Raw genomic sequence first — 15,339 nt, 5'->3', positions numbered from 1 at the left:
CTGAAACAGGAAAGGGGCTGCACCCATGAACACCGTCGTCATCCGCGAGGACGATCTGATCGAGACGATCGCCGACGCGCTCCAGTACATCAGCTATTTCCATCCGATGGACTATATCCGCGCGCTCGCCGCGGCCTATGAGCGTGAGGTGTCGCCCGCCGCCAAGGACGCGATGGCGCAGATATTGTCGAACAGCCGGATGTGCGCCGAGGGGCATCGCCCGATCTGCCAGGACACAGGCATCGTCACCGTCTTCATCAAATGGGGCATGGACTGCCGCCTCGACAGCCCCCGCAGCCTGCAGCAGGTCGTCGACGAGGGCGTCCGCAAGGCATACCTCCATCCCGAAAACAAGCTGCGCGCCTCGATCCTCGCCGACCCGGCGTTCAGCCGCGTCAACACCAAGGACAACACACCGTCGGTGCTCAATGTCGAGATGGTCCCAGGCGCCAAGGTCGTGATCGATGTCGCCGCGAAGGGCGGCGGCAGCGAGAACAAGTCGAAGTTCAAGATGATGAACCCGTCGGACTCGATCGTCGACTGGGTGCTCGAAATGGTCCCGCAGATGGGAGCGGGCTGGTGCCCGCCGGGCATGCTCGGCATCGGCATCGGCGGCACTGCGGAGAAGGCGATGCTGCTCGCGAAGCAGTCGCTGATGGACCCGATCGACATGACGGAGCTGCTCGCGCGCGGTCCGAGCAATCCGACCGAGGAACTGCGCATCGAGCTTTATGAAAAGGTCAATGCGCTCGGCATCGGCGCGCAGGGCCTCGGCGGGCTCGCCACCGTGCTCGACGTCAAGATCGCCGACTGGCCGACCCACGCGGCGTCGAAACCGGTCGCGATGATCCCGAACTGCGCCGCGACGCGCCACGCGCATGTGACGCTCGACGGCAGCGGCCCCGCCTATCTCGAAAAGCCGGTGCTCGCCGATTATCCGCAGATCGACTGGAAGCCCGACAAGGCGGCGATCAGCGTCGATCTCGACACCCTGACCCCCGACGTCGTCGCGAGCTGGAAACAGGGCGACCGCTTGCTGCTCAACGGCAAGATGCTCACGGGCCGCGACGCCGCGCACAAGCGCATCGCCGACATGCTCGCCAAGGGCGAACAGCTCCCCGTCGAGTTCAAGGGCCGCGTCATCTATTATGTCGGCCCGGTCGACCCCGTCGGCGAGGAAATCGTCGGCCCCGCCGGCCCGACGACCGCGACGCGCATGGACAAGTTCATGGACATGATGCTGGAGCAGGGCCTGCTCGCCTGCGTCGGCAAGGCCGAACGCGGCCCCGCCGCGACGCAGGCGATCGCCAAGCACAAGAGCGCCTATCTGATGGCGGTCGGCGGCGCGGCCTATCTCGTCGCGCGCGCCATTAAAGGCAGCAAGGTCGTCGGCTTCGCCGATCTCGGCATGGAGGCGATCTACGAGTTCGAGGTGAAAGACTTCCCGGTCACCGTCGCGGTCGATAGCGAAGGCCAGAACGTCCACGTCAACGCGCCGAAGCTCTGGCAGAAGCGCATCGCCGACGAGGGGCTGCTCGAGAAGGCGTGAGGGAGCGCGGCGATGGCGAAGAGCGAAGACATCGATCTCTACTCGCCTCTCCCGCCCGACGAGATCGCGCGCAAGCTCAAGGCGGTCATGGACGATCCGATGACGACCGCAACGGCGCGCGTCTATGGCAGCGGCAGCCAGTATGACATGACGCTGCGCTATGCGCGTCGCAACGTCCAGAATCCGATGGCCCCGACGCTCGAATCGGCGATGGAGCCCGAGGGCGAGGGCACGCGGATCACCGGCACGCTCGGCCTGACGCGATCGGGACGCCTCTTCCCATTCATATGGCACGGTTTCCTGTCGCTGTTCGTCATTGTCGGGGTCACCGTCGCCTGGTTCGTGCCCGAAGCGCTGCTGTTCGGCGTGATCTTCGCAGGCATCCCGCTGTTCATGATGGTCGTCGGCTCCCTCGCCTTCCGTGCCGGCGGATCAAAGGATGACGAGGACCGGCGTGAAATCCTGCGCTTTCTGACCCGTGAGCTCGACGCGCGGCCCGCCGCCTAACGCTGGCTGCGCATCCGTTCGACGAACAGCGCGACGTCCATCGCCTCGTCGCCCGGCTCGCGCGGCGCGTATCTCGCAAAGGCGGCATAGGCCTCGGCCCAGCGCTCCTCCATCCGCACGACATTGTAAGGGTGGCTGACAAGGTAAAATTGCCCCGCCTCCATCTGCGGGACGATGCGGTCCGCAAAGGCATCGGCGTCCATCGCGGGGGCGGCGTGGCGCGTCATGTCGGATTTGACCCAGCCGGGGATGATGACGCCCACCTCGATATTGCCCGGCGCCTCGTTGCGCAGCGTGTCCATCAGCCCGACGACGGCGTGCTTGCTCGAAACATAGATGCCGCCGTTCGTGCGCACCGCGTTGAACAGGCCGTTCTCCGACGCCGTCGCATAGATCGCCGCTGGCAGCCCATCCTCGCGGAAGCGCCGCCCGAAGGTGCGGATGCAATTCCATACGCCCCAGAAATTGACCTCGATCAGCGCGCGCGCCGCAGCATCGTCGGTGTCGAGGATTTCCGTCCGGACCCCACCCACGCCGGCGTTGGCGATGATCGCATCGGCGCGGCCATGTTCAGCCCAGGCGAAATCGGCGAGCGCTTCGACCGCCGCCGCATCCGTGACATCGCCCGCGACGGACAGCGCCTCGATCCCGAAGTCGCCCAGCGCCGCGACCGCCTCGGCCAGCTTGTCGGCGCGCGGCTCGAACAGGATGATCCGCGCGCCCGCCGCGCCGATCCGCTTCGCCAGCGCAAAGCCGATCCCCGTCGCGCCGCCGGTGATGACGACGCTCTTGCCCTGAAAGTCCATCGCGCCTCTCCTTCCTTGCAAGGCTAGGCGCGCTGCGCCATCAGCGTCAACGCAGCAGGGGATCAACGATGAGCTTCACCCTCACACCCATCGGCCATGTCCGCGGCGGCCGCGCCGACGCGATCGACGACGACTGGGGCGCCAGCCGCGCGACGATCGCTCTCGACCCCGATAAATTCACCCCCGACGCGTTCGCCGGCCTTGCCGACTTCAGCCACGCCGAGGTGATTTTCCTCTTCGACAAGGTGCCCGACAACAAGATCGAGACCGGTGCACGCCATCCGCGCAACCGCGCCGACTGGCCGCTCGTCGGCATCTTCGCGCAGCGCGGCAAGAACCGCCCCAACCGCCTCGGCCTCACCACCTGCCGCATCGTCGCGGTCGACGGCCTGACTGTCGAAGTCGAGGGGCTCGACGCGATCGACGGCACGCCCGTACTCGACATCAAACCGGTGATGGTGGAGTTTCTCCCGCGCGGGGATGTGCGACAGCCGGACTGGTCGCACGAATTGATGCAGGGATATTGGGAAAAATCATGACGACGGGGAAAGGGACTGACGATGCACGATGACGATCAGGCGATCCGGATGTTGCTCGAACGCCGCGGCCTGCTGCGCGGCGCGGCCATGCTCGGCGCCGGTGCGATGGCGATGAGTCCACTTCCCGCCCTCGCCGCGAGCAGCCAGAGCGCCGCGATCCGCAAGGCCGCCGAGGCGGGCAAGGAGGCCTCGCTCAAGCGGCTGCGCGACTGGATCGCCCTCCCCTCGATCGCTGCCGAGAACCGCAATATGCCCGAGGGCGCGGCCTATATGGCCGAACTCGCGAAGGATGCGGGCTTCACCAATGTCGAGATCATCCCGACCGACGGCCATCCCGGCGTCTTCGGGACGATCGACGCCGGCGCGAAACGCACGCTCGGCATCTATTTCATGTACGACGTCAAGCAGTTCGATCCCGCCGAATGGTCGTCGCCGCCGCTCGAAGGCAGGATGATCGACAAGCCCGGATTCGGCCTGTCGATCGTCGGCCGCGGCGCGGTGAACCAGAAGGGTCCCGAGGCGACCTTCCTCGCCGCGCTCCACGCGATCCGCGCCGCCAAGGCGAAACTGCCGGTCAATATCGTCCTCGTCTGCGAGGGCGAGGAGGAGATCGGTTCGCCGCACTTCCGCCAGGTCGCGACGAAGCCCAACGTCCTCGCCGCGCTCAAGAAATGCGACGGCATTTTCATCCCCTTCGCCTCGCAGGACAAGACCGGCGCGGTCGACGTCAATCTGGGGTCGAAGGGGATCATCGAACTCGAACTGATCGCAAGCGGCGCGAAATGGGGTCGCGGGCCGAAGGGCGATGTCCACTCCAGCCTGAAGGCGATGATCGACTCGCCCGCCTGGCGGCTGGTGCAGGCGCTCCAGACGCTCGTGACCCCCGACGGCAACACCCCGGCGATCGAGGGCTGGTTCGAGAATGTCCGTCCGCTGACCGACCGCGAAAAGACGCTGATCCGCGAAGCCGCGAAGGGCGCCGACGAGGCCGCCGACAAGGCCGCGCTCGGCGTCAACGTCTGGATCGACAACCTCAAATATGACGACGCGCTGATCCGCCTCGCGCAGGAACCGACGGTCAATATCGAGGGGCTCGTCGCGGGCTATACCGGCCCCGGCGGCAAGACGATCCTGCCCGGCAAGGCGGTCGCCAAGCTCGACCTCCGCCTCGTCCCGAACCAGACGCGCGCCGAGGCCGAGAAGAAGCTCCGCGCGCATCTCGACAAACATGGCTTCGCCGATGTCGAAATGAACGTCTCGGGCGGCTACGACCCGACCGAGGTCGCCGAGGACAGCCGCCTCGTCCGCACCGAGCTTGCGACCTACAAGGCGCTCGGCGTCAAGGCGAATATCAACGCGCGGCTCGCGGGCAGCTGGCCCGGCGCGACCTTCACCGCCCCGCCGGTGTCGATCCCCGCTGCGCACTTTGGCATCGGCCATGGCTCGGGCGCGCACGCGCCGAACGAATATTATCTGATCGATTCGACCAACCCGAAGGTCGCGGGAATGGTCGACGCGACGATGGGCTTCGTCGAATTCCTCTACACGCTGGCAGCTATAAAATGAGCGGGCTGAACGGCGTCGCGCATGTCATCCTGACTGCGGGCGACTTCGCGCGCTCGACCGCCTTCTGGCGCGACATGATCGGCTATCTGGGCCTGAAGCTCGTGCTCGACAGCGACTATATGCTCTATGGCGTCGGCGGCCGCACCGCGATCGGGATCCGCACCCCCAGCCCCGAAAATGCGGGCAAACGCTTCGATCAGGGCGCGCCGGGGCTGCACCACGCCTGCTTCCGGATGCGCGACCGCGCGGCGGTCGATGCGGTCCACGCCGTTCTGGCAAGCCGCGGCGACGTGCATATCGTCCATGCGCCGCAGGAGGAGCCGTGGGCGCCGGGCTATTATTCGGTCCTGATCGAGGATCCCGACGGCATCCGCATCGAATTCAACCATGTTCCCGGCGCGGGCCTGCTTATCGATGGCGAGGAAATCGGCGGCGCCGACGCGTTCGACGGCAGCTAGAATCCGTACACCAGCGTCAGCCGCGTCAGCGTGTCGACATTCTCGACGCCGGGCGGCGGGTTCGAATCGATCTCCGCTGAATAGGCGATGCGCGCCGACAAGGCGCCGGTGAGCTTGGCGTTGAGCGCGGTCAGCGAGCTGGTCGCGGTCTTGCTTTCGCCGACGATCGTCGAGGCGACCTGCGTCAGCCGCAGCGCGGGCGACAATTGCCATCCGAAATCGACCCCGGCGAGCCCGGTGATTTCGCTGTCGTGGCGGCCGCCGGTGAAATCGGTCTGCCGCCATGCGGGCCCGCCCTTCACGCTCAGGGACAGCCCCTCGCGATCGACGACCTTGTAACCGACGCCGCCCGACAGGTTCCAGCGCGTGTCATAGCCGAGGATACGGTCCTGCTCCCAGCGGCCGAGGCTATAGGCAAAGGCGCGCTCGCTCACCTTGTACTGCGGTTCGACCTCGACGACGAAACGCTCGACCGAGGTCTGGCCGTTGGTGCGCTGATAATCGGCCTGCGCGCGGAACTTGTGATTCCAGTCGATCCCCTGCCGCGTCAGCGCGACCCCGGCGCTGAGCCCGGTCGAATCGGTGTTGCCGCTGCTCAGCGTCGCGCCGATCTGCCCCTCGCCCTTCCAATTCTCATAGAATTTGGCCCTCGCCAGCTTCTCGCGCGCCGCCGCGGCCGCCTCGTCCTTCAGTCGCTGCCGTTCGGCGCGGTAGGCGACGAGCCGCGCCTCGATCTCTGTCGCCAGATCGGGATTGGTCGCCTTTGCCAGCGCGCCGACCGCCTCGACATCGGCATCCTTGCCGCTCGCGATCGCGGCGGCGAGCAGATCGCCGACCGGATCGGCCGGCGCGACCGGCGGATACTGGCTCCGATAGCGCACGAGCAGCGCGTCGATCTCCGCGACATGGTCGGGATTGGCGAGTTTCGCGACCTTGACCACCGTTTCGACATCGGCGTCCTCGCCGCTCGCGATCGCGGCGTTGATCATCGCGCGGACCGCTTCCGATAACGGCGGGGGCGGCAGCACGACGATGGACTCGGGAACCGGATTCGCCAGCACCGGATCGACCAGCGCCGGGTTGGGCTGCGCCGGATCGGAAGATGCGTGCGCCGACGGGACGGCGATCGCGAGCAGGCCGAGAGCCGCGAAGCGGGGGAGAGCGGTCATCGAATCGTCCTTCTTCGGGGTTGGGGTTCGTTCGATCGCGGAGCGGCCTCGTGGAGCGGCATCCGGCCCATCTATACGCTGAAAGAGGCTGGCAATTCCACCCCGCCTGCCCCATCTCCCTTTCATGTGGATCGCGATCATTGCCATTTTCGGGGCCGGCATCGGCAATTTCGCGATGCACCGCGCCTTCATGGAAAGCGACGACCCGCTGATCCAGCAGATGGTCCGCCCGCTCGCCGACAAGGTCGGGCCGAACATCACTTATGTCTTCGAATTCCTGGTGCTCGTCGGCGCGATGGCGATCGCTTCGCGCAACTGGTTCACCGGGCTCTTGCTCTATGGCCTCTACACCATCTTCAACGCGATGGCATTCAGCTGGATCATGCACCGGCCGCGCTGACGCCGCCCGGGGGGAATGACTTGGGACGGGCGAGAGCTCGCATTCGCGTCCGATCGGGAGCGATGACCGGTTTCGACCGGTTGCGGACCTACCCTTCATCGTCACCCCGGACTTGATCCGGGGTCCATGACTTCAGCGCTGCGGTGGATCCCGGATCAAGTCCGGGATGACGAATGACAGCAAACGACCGAAATGAGCCGTCGCCCCCGCGCAGGCGGGGGCCGCTGTCGGTTTACGCGGCCGCGCAGGAATAGACGGCTAGCGGCCCCCGCCTGCGCGGGGGCGACGCTGTTGATACGTCCGCTCCCCACCCCAAAGCAGACACCGCCCTCAAATAGGCCTTTCCTACATTATCCCGCTGTGTCAGCCTTCACCCGGCTGTTCCATCTGACGGATAAGAGCGGTCCCGGTTCGGCTTGCGGGCGCGGCGGGCGCGATGCGTCCGGCAACCCTCCATCTCCAGAACGAGGGACGCAATAGGCTGAACTTTCCTGAACTTTGAAAATCCAGGGCGCGATGACCAGAGCGGCAGGACGGCTTTCCACGCCGAAGCCAATGCCCGCCGAAAGATCAGGCCGCAGCACCCTTCGCCGACCCGGCAACCAGATTGATCACCAGCTTCGGCAGGCTGCAGTAATTCGCGCCATGATATTGCGAATCCGCCGGGAGCGCCTCCTTCAGGCGGCGGTGCGCCTCGGGCAGCGCGTGATAGGGCACGCCCGGCAGCAGGTGGTGCAGCGCGTGATAGCGCAGGCCCACCGGCGCCCAAAGCTCGGGCAGCAGCCCCGGCGGCGGGACGTTGACGCTGTCGAGGAACTGCGCGGTCACGGTCAGTTCCTCGCCGTCATTTTCCCAGAGATGCGCAACCAGCGTGCGGATCTGGTTGAGCACCAGCGTCGCGGCCGCGATCGCGCCGAAAATGACGAGCGCGCGCAGCGGAACCCAGCCGAACACGCCCGCCGCGACGAGCAGGGTCGACCACGCCCAGGCGCCGCCCTCCTGCCACGCCCATTGGCGGCGGAATTCGCCCTCGGGCGCCTTGCGGCGGAACATCGGGTTGATGATCATCCCCGAATAGCGCTCGCGCACCAGCTTGCGCAGCGGCGGGATCAGGAAGGATAGCGGGGTCAGTACCGCGTAACGGAACAGCAGCGCCAGAGGCGCAAAGGCTGCCGCGACGACGAACAGCGGCACCGTCCACGGCTTCATCAGGGCGAGCGGCAGATATTCGGGATCCTCGACCGTGCCATATTTGGTGCGGTTGTGGTGCAGGCTATGGATGCCCTCGTACATGAAGGACGGGATCAGCAGCGGCACCCCGACGAGCAGGTTCCAGACGAAGCGAAAGCCGGGCAGCGCATTCTTCCGGATATGCGTCAGCTCATGGATGAAGCTGCCCGCGCGGTAGAGGGCGAGCACCGCGACGAGGCTCGCGACCAGCATCCAGCCCGTCGAGGGCGCGAGGATCGCCACCGCGACGCCGGCATAGCCGACGACGGCCGAGGTGAGGAAATCGGTCCAATAGACGCGCGCGCTGGGCGTCACGAGGTCGCGCGTCAACTCCGACGCCGCGCGGATCATCGCCATGTCGTCGGGGATTGCCGACTTGGGGGCCTTGACCGCCGGTTCGCTCGACAGGCGGTCGACAAGGGTGTTCATTGCTAACATGTCCGCGTCTTCATCATGATTTCGTGGCAGCAAAATGGCCGAATGCGGGTCGCCAGCGCCACCGCAATGCCCTAATGCGTCGCCACGCATATAGGATCGCATCCCCAGGAAACCAGTATGAGCGCCCACAACGAAGGCCCCATCACCCTCCACCCCGTCAAGACCAAAGCCGACCGGCGCGAGTTCGTCGAGCTTGCCTATCGCCTCAATCGCGGCGACCCGGCGTGGGTACCGCCGCTGAAGGGCGAGGTTTACGGCCTGCTGACGCCGGGCAAGAATCCGTGGTTCGAGCACGGCAAGGCGCAGCTCTTCGTCGCGCGGCGCGGCGAGCGCACTGTCGGGCGCATCTCGGCCCATATCGACGAACTCGCGCTCGCGCAGCCCGCCGAACAGGGCATGGGGCCCGGCACAGGCAACTGGGGCCTGCTCGAGGCCGAGGACGCCGAGGTGGCGCATGCGCTGATCGCCAAGGCCGAGGACTGGCTGCGCGGTCAGGGCATGACGCGCGCTCTGGGGCCGTTGTCGATTTCGGTCTGGGACGAACCCGGCCTGCTGATCGAGGGGTTCGACACGCCGCCGGCGATCATGCTCGGCCACAACAGCGCGCTCTACCAGGGCTGGATCGAAGGCGAAGGGTACCGGCCGGTCAAGCAGCTCTTCAACTATGGCGTCGAGATCGTCGACGGCTTCCCGCCGCTGGTGAACCGCATCGTCGCCGCCGGCGAAAAGAACGAGCGCATCCGCCTCCGCCGCGTCGACAAGAAGAAATTCGACGCCGAGGCGAAGCTGATCATGGGCATCCTCAACGACGCATGGTCGGACAATTGGGGTTTCGTGCCGCTGACCGACAGCGAGATCGCCTATGTCGGCAAGAAGTTGAAGGACATCGTCTTCGAGGATCTGATCCGCGTCGCCGAAGTCGACGGCGAGCCGGTCGCCTTCATGATCGTGCTGCCGAACATCAACGAATTGCTGATCGAGATGGACGGATCGCTGCTGCCCTTCAACTGGGCCAGGCTGCTCTGGTGGCTGCGGAAGCCCAGGAGCAAGCGGCTCCGCGTACCGCTGATGGGCGTGGTAAAGAAATTGCAGAACAGTCGCATGGCGAGCACCCTCGCCTTCATGATGATCGAATATATCCGCCGCGACGGCGTCGCCAACTATGGCGCGACCCAGGGAGATATCGGCTGGGTCCTCGACGACAATCAGGGGATGGTCGCGGTGGCCGACGCGATCAACGCGCGGCGCAACCGCGTGTACCAGCTTTACGACAAGATGCTCTGACGCTGGCACAGCTTTGCGACAAATAGCCGGCATTGTGCGTTTCCGGTTCGGAAGAGGCATGTCATGTCGACGCAGTATCTTGCCGCCAATCGTTTCGGCCTCGGACGCCGCTGGGATGATCCCGCGATCGGCGATCCGCAGCAGTGGCTGACGCGCCAGCTCGGCGCTTTCGATCCTGCCCCCGCCGCGATCGCGGCGCTCCCCGGCCGCGCGGCGATTGCCGCCGCCTATTTGGGCTATCGGGAGGATCGGCAGGCAATGCGGCGGGAGGCCGCCGATATGCCGATGAGCGAGGAGGAAAAGGGCATGGACCCTGAACTCCGTCGCCTGTCGCGGTCCGAAATCCGCCGGCACTATGTCGATGCGGCGGGCGCGCGGCTGGCGAATGCCGTCGCGACGCCGACCCCTTTCCCCGAACGGCTGACACATTTCTGGGCCAATCATTTCGCGGTGTCGGCCGACAAGATCACGATGATCGGCTTTGCGGGCAATCATGAGTTCGAGGCGATCCGCCCGAACATCATGGGCAAATTCGCCGACCTGCTGATCGCGGCGGTGCGCCACCCCGCCATGCTGCTCTATCTCGATCAGGCGCAGAGCTTCGGCCCCGACAGCCCCGTCGCGCAACGTGTCCGGCGCCGCCAGAAGCAGGCGAAACTCGGCCTCAACGAGAATCTGGCGCGCGAAATACTGGAGTTGCACACGCTGGGTGTCCGCACCGGCTATACGCAGGCCGACGTCACGGCCTTTGCCAAGGCGCTGACCGGGCTGACTGTCGCGGGCCTCGGCAAGGGCGCCGGGCAACGCCTGATGCCCGCCGACGCGCGGCCCGGTGACACGGTGTTCATCGCACAACTCCACGAACCCGGCGCACAGACGATCCTCGGCAAGCGGTACGATCAGCCCGGTGCACGGCAAGGCGAGGCGGTGCTCCGCGACCTTGCGGTCCACCCGGCGACCGCAGCGCATATCGCGACCAAGCTCGCGCGCCACTTCACCGACGACACCCCACCCCCCGCGCTCGTCGAGCGACTGACGGCCGATTTCCGCCAGACCGGCGGCGACCTGCCCTCGCTTTACCGCGCGCTGATCGCTTCGCCCGAGCCATGGGCAGGCGCGCCGACGATGTTCAAGTCGCCTTGGGACTGGGCGGTGTCGACGATGCGCGCGCTGAAACTGCCCGCGATCGGCGAGAAACAGAATGTGCCCGCGATCTTCACCCAGCTCGGCCAGCCGCTGTGGCGCCCGGGATCGCCCGCGGGCTATGACGACCTCGTCGCGACCTGGGCGGGGTCGGCAGCGCTGATGCAGCGCGTCGAAATCGCCAGCCGGATCGCCGGGCGTATCGGCGACCGCGTCGATGCGCGCAAGCTCGCGCGCCTGATCCTCGCGGACGCGATGACCGCCGATATCGAACAGGCGATCGCGCGCGCCGACAGCCCCGGACAGGCGCTCGCGATGCTGTTCGCCAGCCCCGTCTTCCTACGGAGATAGACGATGATCCTCTCGCGTCGTTCCATCATCCTGTCGGGCATCACCGTCGCCGCTGCGGGCGCGATGCCGCGCTTCGCCTATGCCGCCGCAGGCACGCCCCGACGTCTTGTCTTTGTGATCCAGCGCGGCGCGGCCGACGGACTGGCGGTCGTCGCGCCAACGGGCGACCCCGCCTTCGCCGCCGCGCGGCGCGCGCTCGCCGATGAAACTGGCGGCGGCGCGAAGCTCGACGGTCTGTTCACGCTGCACCCTGCGCTCGTGACCGGCGCTTCGCTCTTCGCCGCGAAGCAGGCGCATTTCGCGCACGCCGTCGCCACCGCCTATCGCGACCGCTCGCATTTCGACGGGCAGAATGTTCTAGAAGGAGGCGGGTCGCGCCCATATGAGCGCGACGACGGCTGGGTCGGGCGCCTGCTCACCCTGCTCCCCGCCGCCGAGCGCGATGCGATCGCAATCGCGCCTGCCGTGCCGCTCGCGCTGCGCGGCACGGTGCCGGTCGGCACCTATGCGCCGAGCCGCCTGCCGCAGGCCGACGCCGACCTGATCGCGCGGCTGACCGCAATGTATGAGGGCGACGCGCTACTACGCCCGTTGTGGGACAGCGCGGTCAAGACGCAGGAACTGGCGAGCGACATCGGCGGCAACAACGGCCGCAACGGCGCCGAACTCGGCAAACTCGCCGCCTCGCTGATGCTTCCCGCCGACGGCGCGCGGGTGATGATGGTCGAGACCGGCGGCTGGGACACGCACAGCGCGCAGCGCGGGCGCCTCGCCGCACAGCTTCGCGGGCTCGATCAGCTCGTTGGTGCGCTTCAGACCGGACTCGGCCCGGCATGGGCCGACACGCTGGTCATCGTCGCGACCGAATTCGGCCGCACGGTCGAGGTCAACGGCACCGGCGGCACCGATCACGGCACCGCGTCGACCGCGATGTTCTTCGGCGGCGGACTGGCTGAGGGCGGCAGGGTATCCGCGGACTGGCCGGGGCTGGCCATACCGGCCCGCTACGAAGGCCGCGACCTCAAGCCGACACGCAGCCTCGAACGCGTCGTCGCGGGCGCGATCGCGCATCATTATGATCTGGATCCGGCGCGGGTCGGAAAAACGCTCTACCCGGACGCTTGACGCGCTCTGCGTCGTGTCTAGGCTGGCCCCGAACCAGTAGGTGGGGACGGGTCATGTGCCGCGCGATGATGTATCTTGGCGAGCCGGTGCAGCTCGACGACCTGCTCTTCAAGCCCGACAGCAGCCTCGTCAACCAGGCCTATATGCCCAAAATGCTGCACATGCTGAATCTCGCGGGGTTCGGGATGATGGCGTGGGACAGCGGCAGCTTCCTGCCCGACCAGCCGCACCGCTATCGATCACCGTCGCTGCCGGTGTTCGACGGCAACCTCAAGTCGTTGGCGGTCAAGACGCGCGCCGAATGCGTGATCGCGCATGTTCGCGGCGTTGCCTATTCGACGACGGTCAAGGTCAGCGAACAGAACACCCATCCCTTTCATTTCCCGGGCGCGGCCGTCGCGATGGCGCACAACGGCGACATATACCGCATCGGCGAGATGAAAGGGACGCTGATGGCCGATATCGACCCCGAACTGCTCGCGCAGATTTCGGGATCGACCGACAGCGAATGGATCTATGCGCTGCTGCTGTCGCAGCTCCCGGACTGGCGCGTCGAGCCGAGCCGCGACGAACTGGTCGCCGCCGTGCAGAAGACGGTCGACCTGATCGAGGCGGCGCGGCGGCGCCATGGCATCGCGATCTCGTCGAGCTGCAACCTGTTCATCACGACGGGGCGGCAGATACTGGGCCTCCGCCATTGTTTCGACTTCGGCCATTATCGCACCGGATCGCCCGACCAGCTGCACGAGGCGAACATGAATTTCCTGTCGATGTGGTTCACGACCGGACGCGACTATGGCCTCCACGACGGCGAGTGGCAGATGGTCGGCGGCGAGGAGGAACCGCGCGCGATAATCGTCGCGTCGGAGCCGCTGTCGTCGAACAGCGCGACATGGATGCCGGTTCCCGAATATGCGATGGTTCATGCAGAGATGGACGGGAATCTTCCGAAATTCAGGGTGATACCACTCGCGCGTTAGGCCGCGACGGCGTGGCCGCGACGCATTGCGAGAATGCGCGCCTCGACCTGATCGAGCGCATCGAGCGCAGTGACGAGATCGGCGTTGACCGACGCGCCGAGCTCCCGGCTGAGCGCATCGCCCGTGTCCAGCATCTCGGTGAAGGTCGCGCGGTCGAAGGCGAGCAGGGTCGCCTGTTCGCTGGTGCGCAGCAGCCGGTCGTGCGCGCCATCGACCAGCAGCGCGGCGATGCCGACGAGCTGGCCGGGGCCGGTGACGGTGAGTTGATAGATACCCGTCCCGTGCGGCAGCGCACTGCGCACCGCACCGCGAACAACGAGCCAGATCCGATCCGAAGCGCCGCCAACGAGCGCGAGGTCGGTGTCGGCGGCAACGTCGATCCGCTCGCCCGCGCCCCAGAAGGCGAGCCGCTGCGCGTGGGTCATCGCCGCGCAGCAGGGCAACTTCGCAAGGAAAGGCTCGGGGGTGAAGGCCTCCTCGACAACCGGCGCGAGCACACGTTGCGGGCGCGGGGTGAAGGCCTCGGGGCCGTCGGCAAGCAGGCCCGCGATATCCGCCGCCTTGGCAACGACGCGGCTGGCGACGAGCCGCCCGAGTTCCGCCTGCAATTGCAGCGAGGCAGCGCGAAGCTGCGACAGCGCGGCGCGAAACTGGTCGGCGGGCAGATACCAGGTCGCGACCGGCCCGCGCGCAATCCCCATTGCCGAGCGTTTGAGGTCGCGCCCGATCAGCGCCATGTCCCCTATCACCTCGCCCGGCCCCACCTTGGCGAGCAGGGCAAGGCCGCCGCCGGGCAGCCGCTTGCCGATATCGACCTGCCCCGCGTCGACCAGGAACAGCCCTTCGGCGCGTTCGTTTTGGATCAGGATCGCCTCGCCATCGGCGAAATGGCGCGGAACAAAGGCGTCCGCGAGTTCGATGCGCTCAGCCTCGGCCAGTCCCGCGAAGAGCGGCGCGTCCGCCAGCTTCGCGGCGGACAGCAGGCTCATGCAAAGACCGCCCAGGTCGGCGCGTGGTCGCTCGCCTTTTCGCGGCCGCGATGGTCCTTGTCGACCCCGGCATCGACGAGCCGGTCGGCCATCGCGGGGCTGAGCAGCAGATGGTCGATGCGAAAACCATGGTCGCGCTGCCACGCCCCGGCCTGATAATCCCAGAAGGTCCAGACCCCGCCCGCCGGATGCCGGCTGCGCACCGCGTCGGTCCAGCCGTCGCCCAGAATGCGGAAGAAAGCGTCGCGCGATTCGGGCTGCATCAGCGCATCGTCGGCCATCGGCCCGTGCGGATCCCAGACGTCGTCGTCGTGCGGGATGACATTATAGTCGCCGGTCAGGATCGTCGGAATTTCCGCGGCAAGCAACGCCTTCGCCCGCTCGCGCAGCCGCGCCATCCAGCGCAGCTTGTAATCGAATTTCGGCCCCGGCTGCGGATTGCCGTTGGGCAGATAGATGCAGCCGACGCGGACGCCCCGGACATCGGCCTCGAGGTAGCGCGACTGCTCGTCCTCGGCTTCGCCTTGGAGTCCGCGCTGGATTTCGACCGGCTGTTCGTCCTTGGCGAGGATCGCGACCCCGTTGAAGCCCTTTTGCCCATGATAGAGGAAGCCATAGCCCGCCGCCTCGATCTCCTTGGTCGGCATCGTCTCGTCGCTCGACTTCAGTTCCTGCAGGCAGGCGACGTCGGGCTGCGTTTCCTTGAGCCATTCGACGAGGCGCGGCAGGCGCGCCTTGATTCCATTGATGTTGAAGGTCGCGACTTTCATGCCCCCGCTATGGCAGGAAGAGGGCGCCGATCACA

15 protein-coding genes are annotated in these 15,339 nt (G+C 66.7%); 10 read left to right on the top strand and 5 right to left on the bottom strand.

Translation table 11 applies throughout. The features are described from left to right. The first annotated feature begins 25 nt into the window (after positions 1-25). The gene (locus QOL79_RS00920) at positions 26-1,549 is read left to right on the top strand and encodes a fumarate hydratase (RefSeq protein WP_283418322.1); all 1,524 of its coding nucleotides are present in this window, start codon (positions 26-28) and stop codon (positions 1,547-1,549) included. A gap of 12 nt (positions 1,550-1,561) precedes the next feature. Further along, positions 1,562-2,056 (top strand): hypothetical protein, encoded by a 495-nt coding sequence (locus QOL79_RS00915; RefSeq protein ID WP_283418321.1) that lies wholly within the window; start codon positions 1,562-1,564, stop codon positions 2,054-2,056. On the opposite strand, the gene QOL79_RS00910 is transcribed toward QOL79_RS00915, so the two are convergent. Then, a complete protein-coding gene (locus tag QOL79_RS00910) occupies positions 2,053-2,862 on the bottom strand; it encodes an SDR family NAD(P)-dependent oxidoreductase (RefSeq protein ID WP_283418320.1) in 810 nt (269 codons plus the stop codon). The two genes, QOL79_RS00915 and QOL79_RS00910, sit on opposite strands and share 4 nt — an antisense overlap. Before the next feature lie 68 nt (positions 2,863-2,930). Between QOL79_RS00910 and QOL79_RS00905 the strand changes: the two genes are divergently transcribed. The 3 genes from QOL79_RS00905 to QOL79_RS00895 are packed head-to-tail and all read left to right on the top strand — an operon-like array spanning position 2,931 to position 5,425. Next, positions 2,931-3,401, top strand: coding sequence for an SAM-dependent methyltransferase (locus QOL79_RS00905; RefSeq protein ID WP_283418319.1), 471 nt, complete (start codon positions 2,931-2,933; stop codon positions 3,399-3,401). 21 nt (positions 3,402-3,422) lie between these two features. Beyond that, positions 3,423-4,967: a M20/M25/M40 family metallo-hydrolase gene (locus QOL79_RS00900; RefSeq protein ID WP_283418318.1), complete on the top strand. Its 1,545-nt coding sequence runs from the start codon at positions 3,423-3,425 to the stop codon at positions 4,965-4,967. Continuing rightward, the gene (locus QOL79_RS00895; RefSeq protein ID WP_283418317.1) at positions 4,964-5,425 is read left to right on the top strand and encodes a VOC family protein; all 462 of its coding nucleotides are present in this window, start codon (positions 4,964-4,966) and stop codon (positions 5,423-5,425) included. Before QOL79_RS00900 ends, QOL79_RS00895 begins: the two co-directional genes overlap by 4 nt. On the opposite strand, the gene QOL79_RS00890 is transcribed toward QOL79_RS00895, so the two are convergent. Continuing rightward, on the bottom strand, positions 5,422-6,594 hold the full coding sequence (locus tag QOL79_RS00890; protein ID WP_283418316.1) for a DUF481 domain-containing protein: 1,173 nt from the start codon (positions 6,592-6,594) through the stop codon (positions 5,422-5,424). The genes QOL79_RS00895 and QOL79_RS00890 overlap by 4 nt on opposite strands. A gap of 124 nt (positions 6,595-6,718) precedes the next feature. On the opposite strand from QOL79_RS00890, the gene QOL79_RS00885 reads away from it, so the two are divergent. Then, positions 6,719-6,994, top strand: coding sequence for a hypothetical protein (locus QOL79_RS00885; RefSeq protein ID WP_058455649.1), 276 nt, complete (start codon positions 6,719-6,721; stop codon positions 6,992-6,994). 570 nt (positions 6,995-7,564) lie between these two features. Here the strand turns inward: QOL79_RS00885 and QOL79_RS00880 are convergent. Continuing rightward, complete coding sequence (locus QOL79_RS00880) at positions 7,565-8,653, bottom strand: fatty acid desaturase family protein (RefSeq protein WP_231729015.1); 1,089 nt, start codon at positions 8,651-8,653, stop codon at positions 7,565-7,567. A 126-nt stretch (positions 8,654-8,779) separates the two neighbouring features. Here QOL79_RS00880 and QOL79_RS00875 point away from each other — a divergent pair, with 126 nt between their 5' ends. From QOL79_RS00875 to QOL79_RS00860, 4 genes are all read left to right on the top strand, one after another. Beyond that, a complete protein-coding gene (locus QOL79_RS00875; RefSeq protein ID WP_283418315.1) occupies positions 8,780-9,946 on the top strand; it encodes an N-acetyltransferase in 1,167 nt (388 codons plus the stop codon). 63 nt (positions 9,947-10,009) lie between these two features. Beyond that, positions 10,010-11,440, top strand: coding sequence for a DUF1800 domain-containing protein (locus QOL79_RS00870; protein ID WP_283418314.1), 1,431 nt, complete (start codon positions 10,010-10,012; stop codon positions 11,438-11,440). A 3-nt stretch (positions 11,441-11,443) separates the two neighbouring features. Further along, the gene (locus QOL79_RS00865; protein WP_283418313.1) at positions 11,444-12,565 is read left to right on the top strand and encodes a DUF1501 domain-containing protein; all 1,122 of its coding nucleotides are present in this window, start codon (positions 11,444-11,446) and stop codon (positions 12,563-12,565) included. A gap of 53 nt (positions 12,566-12,618) precedes the next feature. Continuing rightward, positions 12,619-13,545: a class II glutamine amidotransferase gene (locus QOL79_RS00860; RefSeq protein ID WP_283418312.1), complete on the top strand. Its 927-nt coding sequence runs from the start codon at positions 12,619-12,621 to the stop codon at positions 13,543-13,545. Here the strand turns inward: QOL79_RS00860 and QOL79_RS00855 are convergent. Together QOL79_RS00855 and xth are read right to left on the bottom strand one after the other, a co-directional pair. Then, positions 13,542-14,534, bottom strand: coding sequence for a cyclic nucleotide-binding domain-containing protein (locus QOL79_RS00855; protein WP_283418311.1), 993 nt, complete (start codon positions 14,532-14,534; stop codon positions 13,542-13,544). The two genes, QOL79_RS00860 and QOL79_RS00855, sit on opposite strands and share 4 nt — an antisense overlap. Further along, entirely contained in the window at positions 14,531-15,304 is a 774-nt protein-coding gene (xth, locus tag QOL79_RS00850; RefSeq protein ID WP_283418310.1) for an exodeoxyribonuclease III, read from the bottom strand. Before xth ends, QOL79_RS00855 begins: the two co-directional genes overlap by 4 nt. Positions 15,305-15,339 lie beyond the last annotated feature (35 nt).

This window comes from Sphingopyxis sp. Geo48, from assembly GCF_949769155.1.
GTDB lineage: Bacteria > Pseudomonadota > Alphaproteobacteria > Sphingomonadales > Sphingomonadaceae > Sphingopyxis.
Note: the sequence above shows the minus strand (reverse complement) of the source record. Positions and strands in the feature narration are given on the sequence as shown.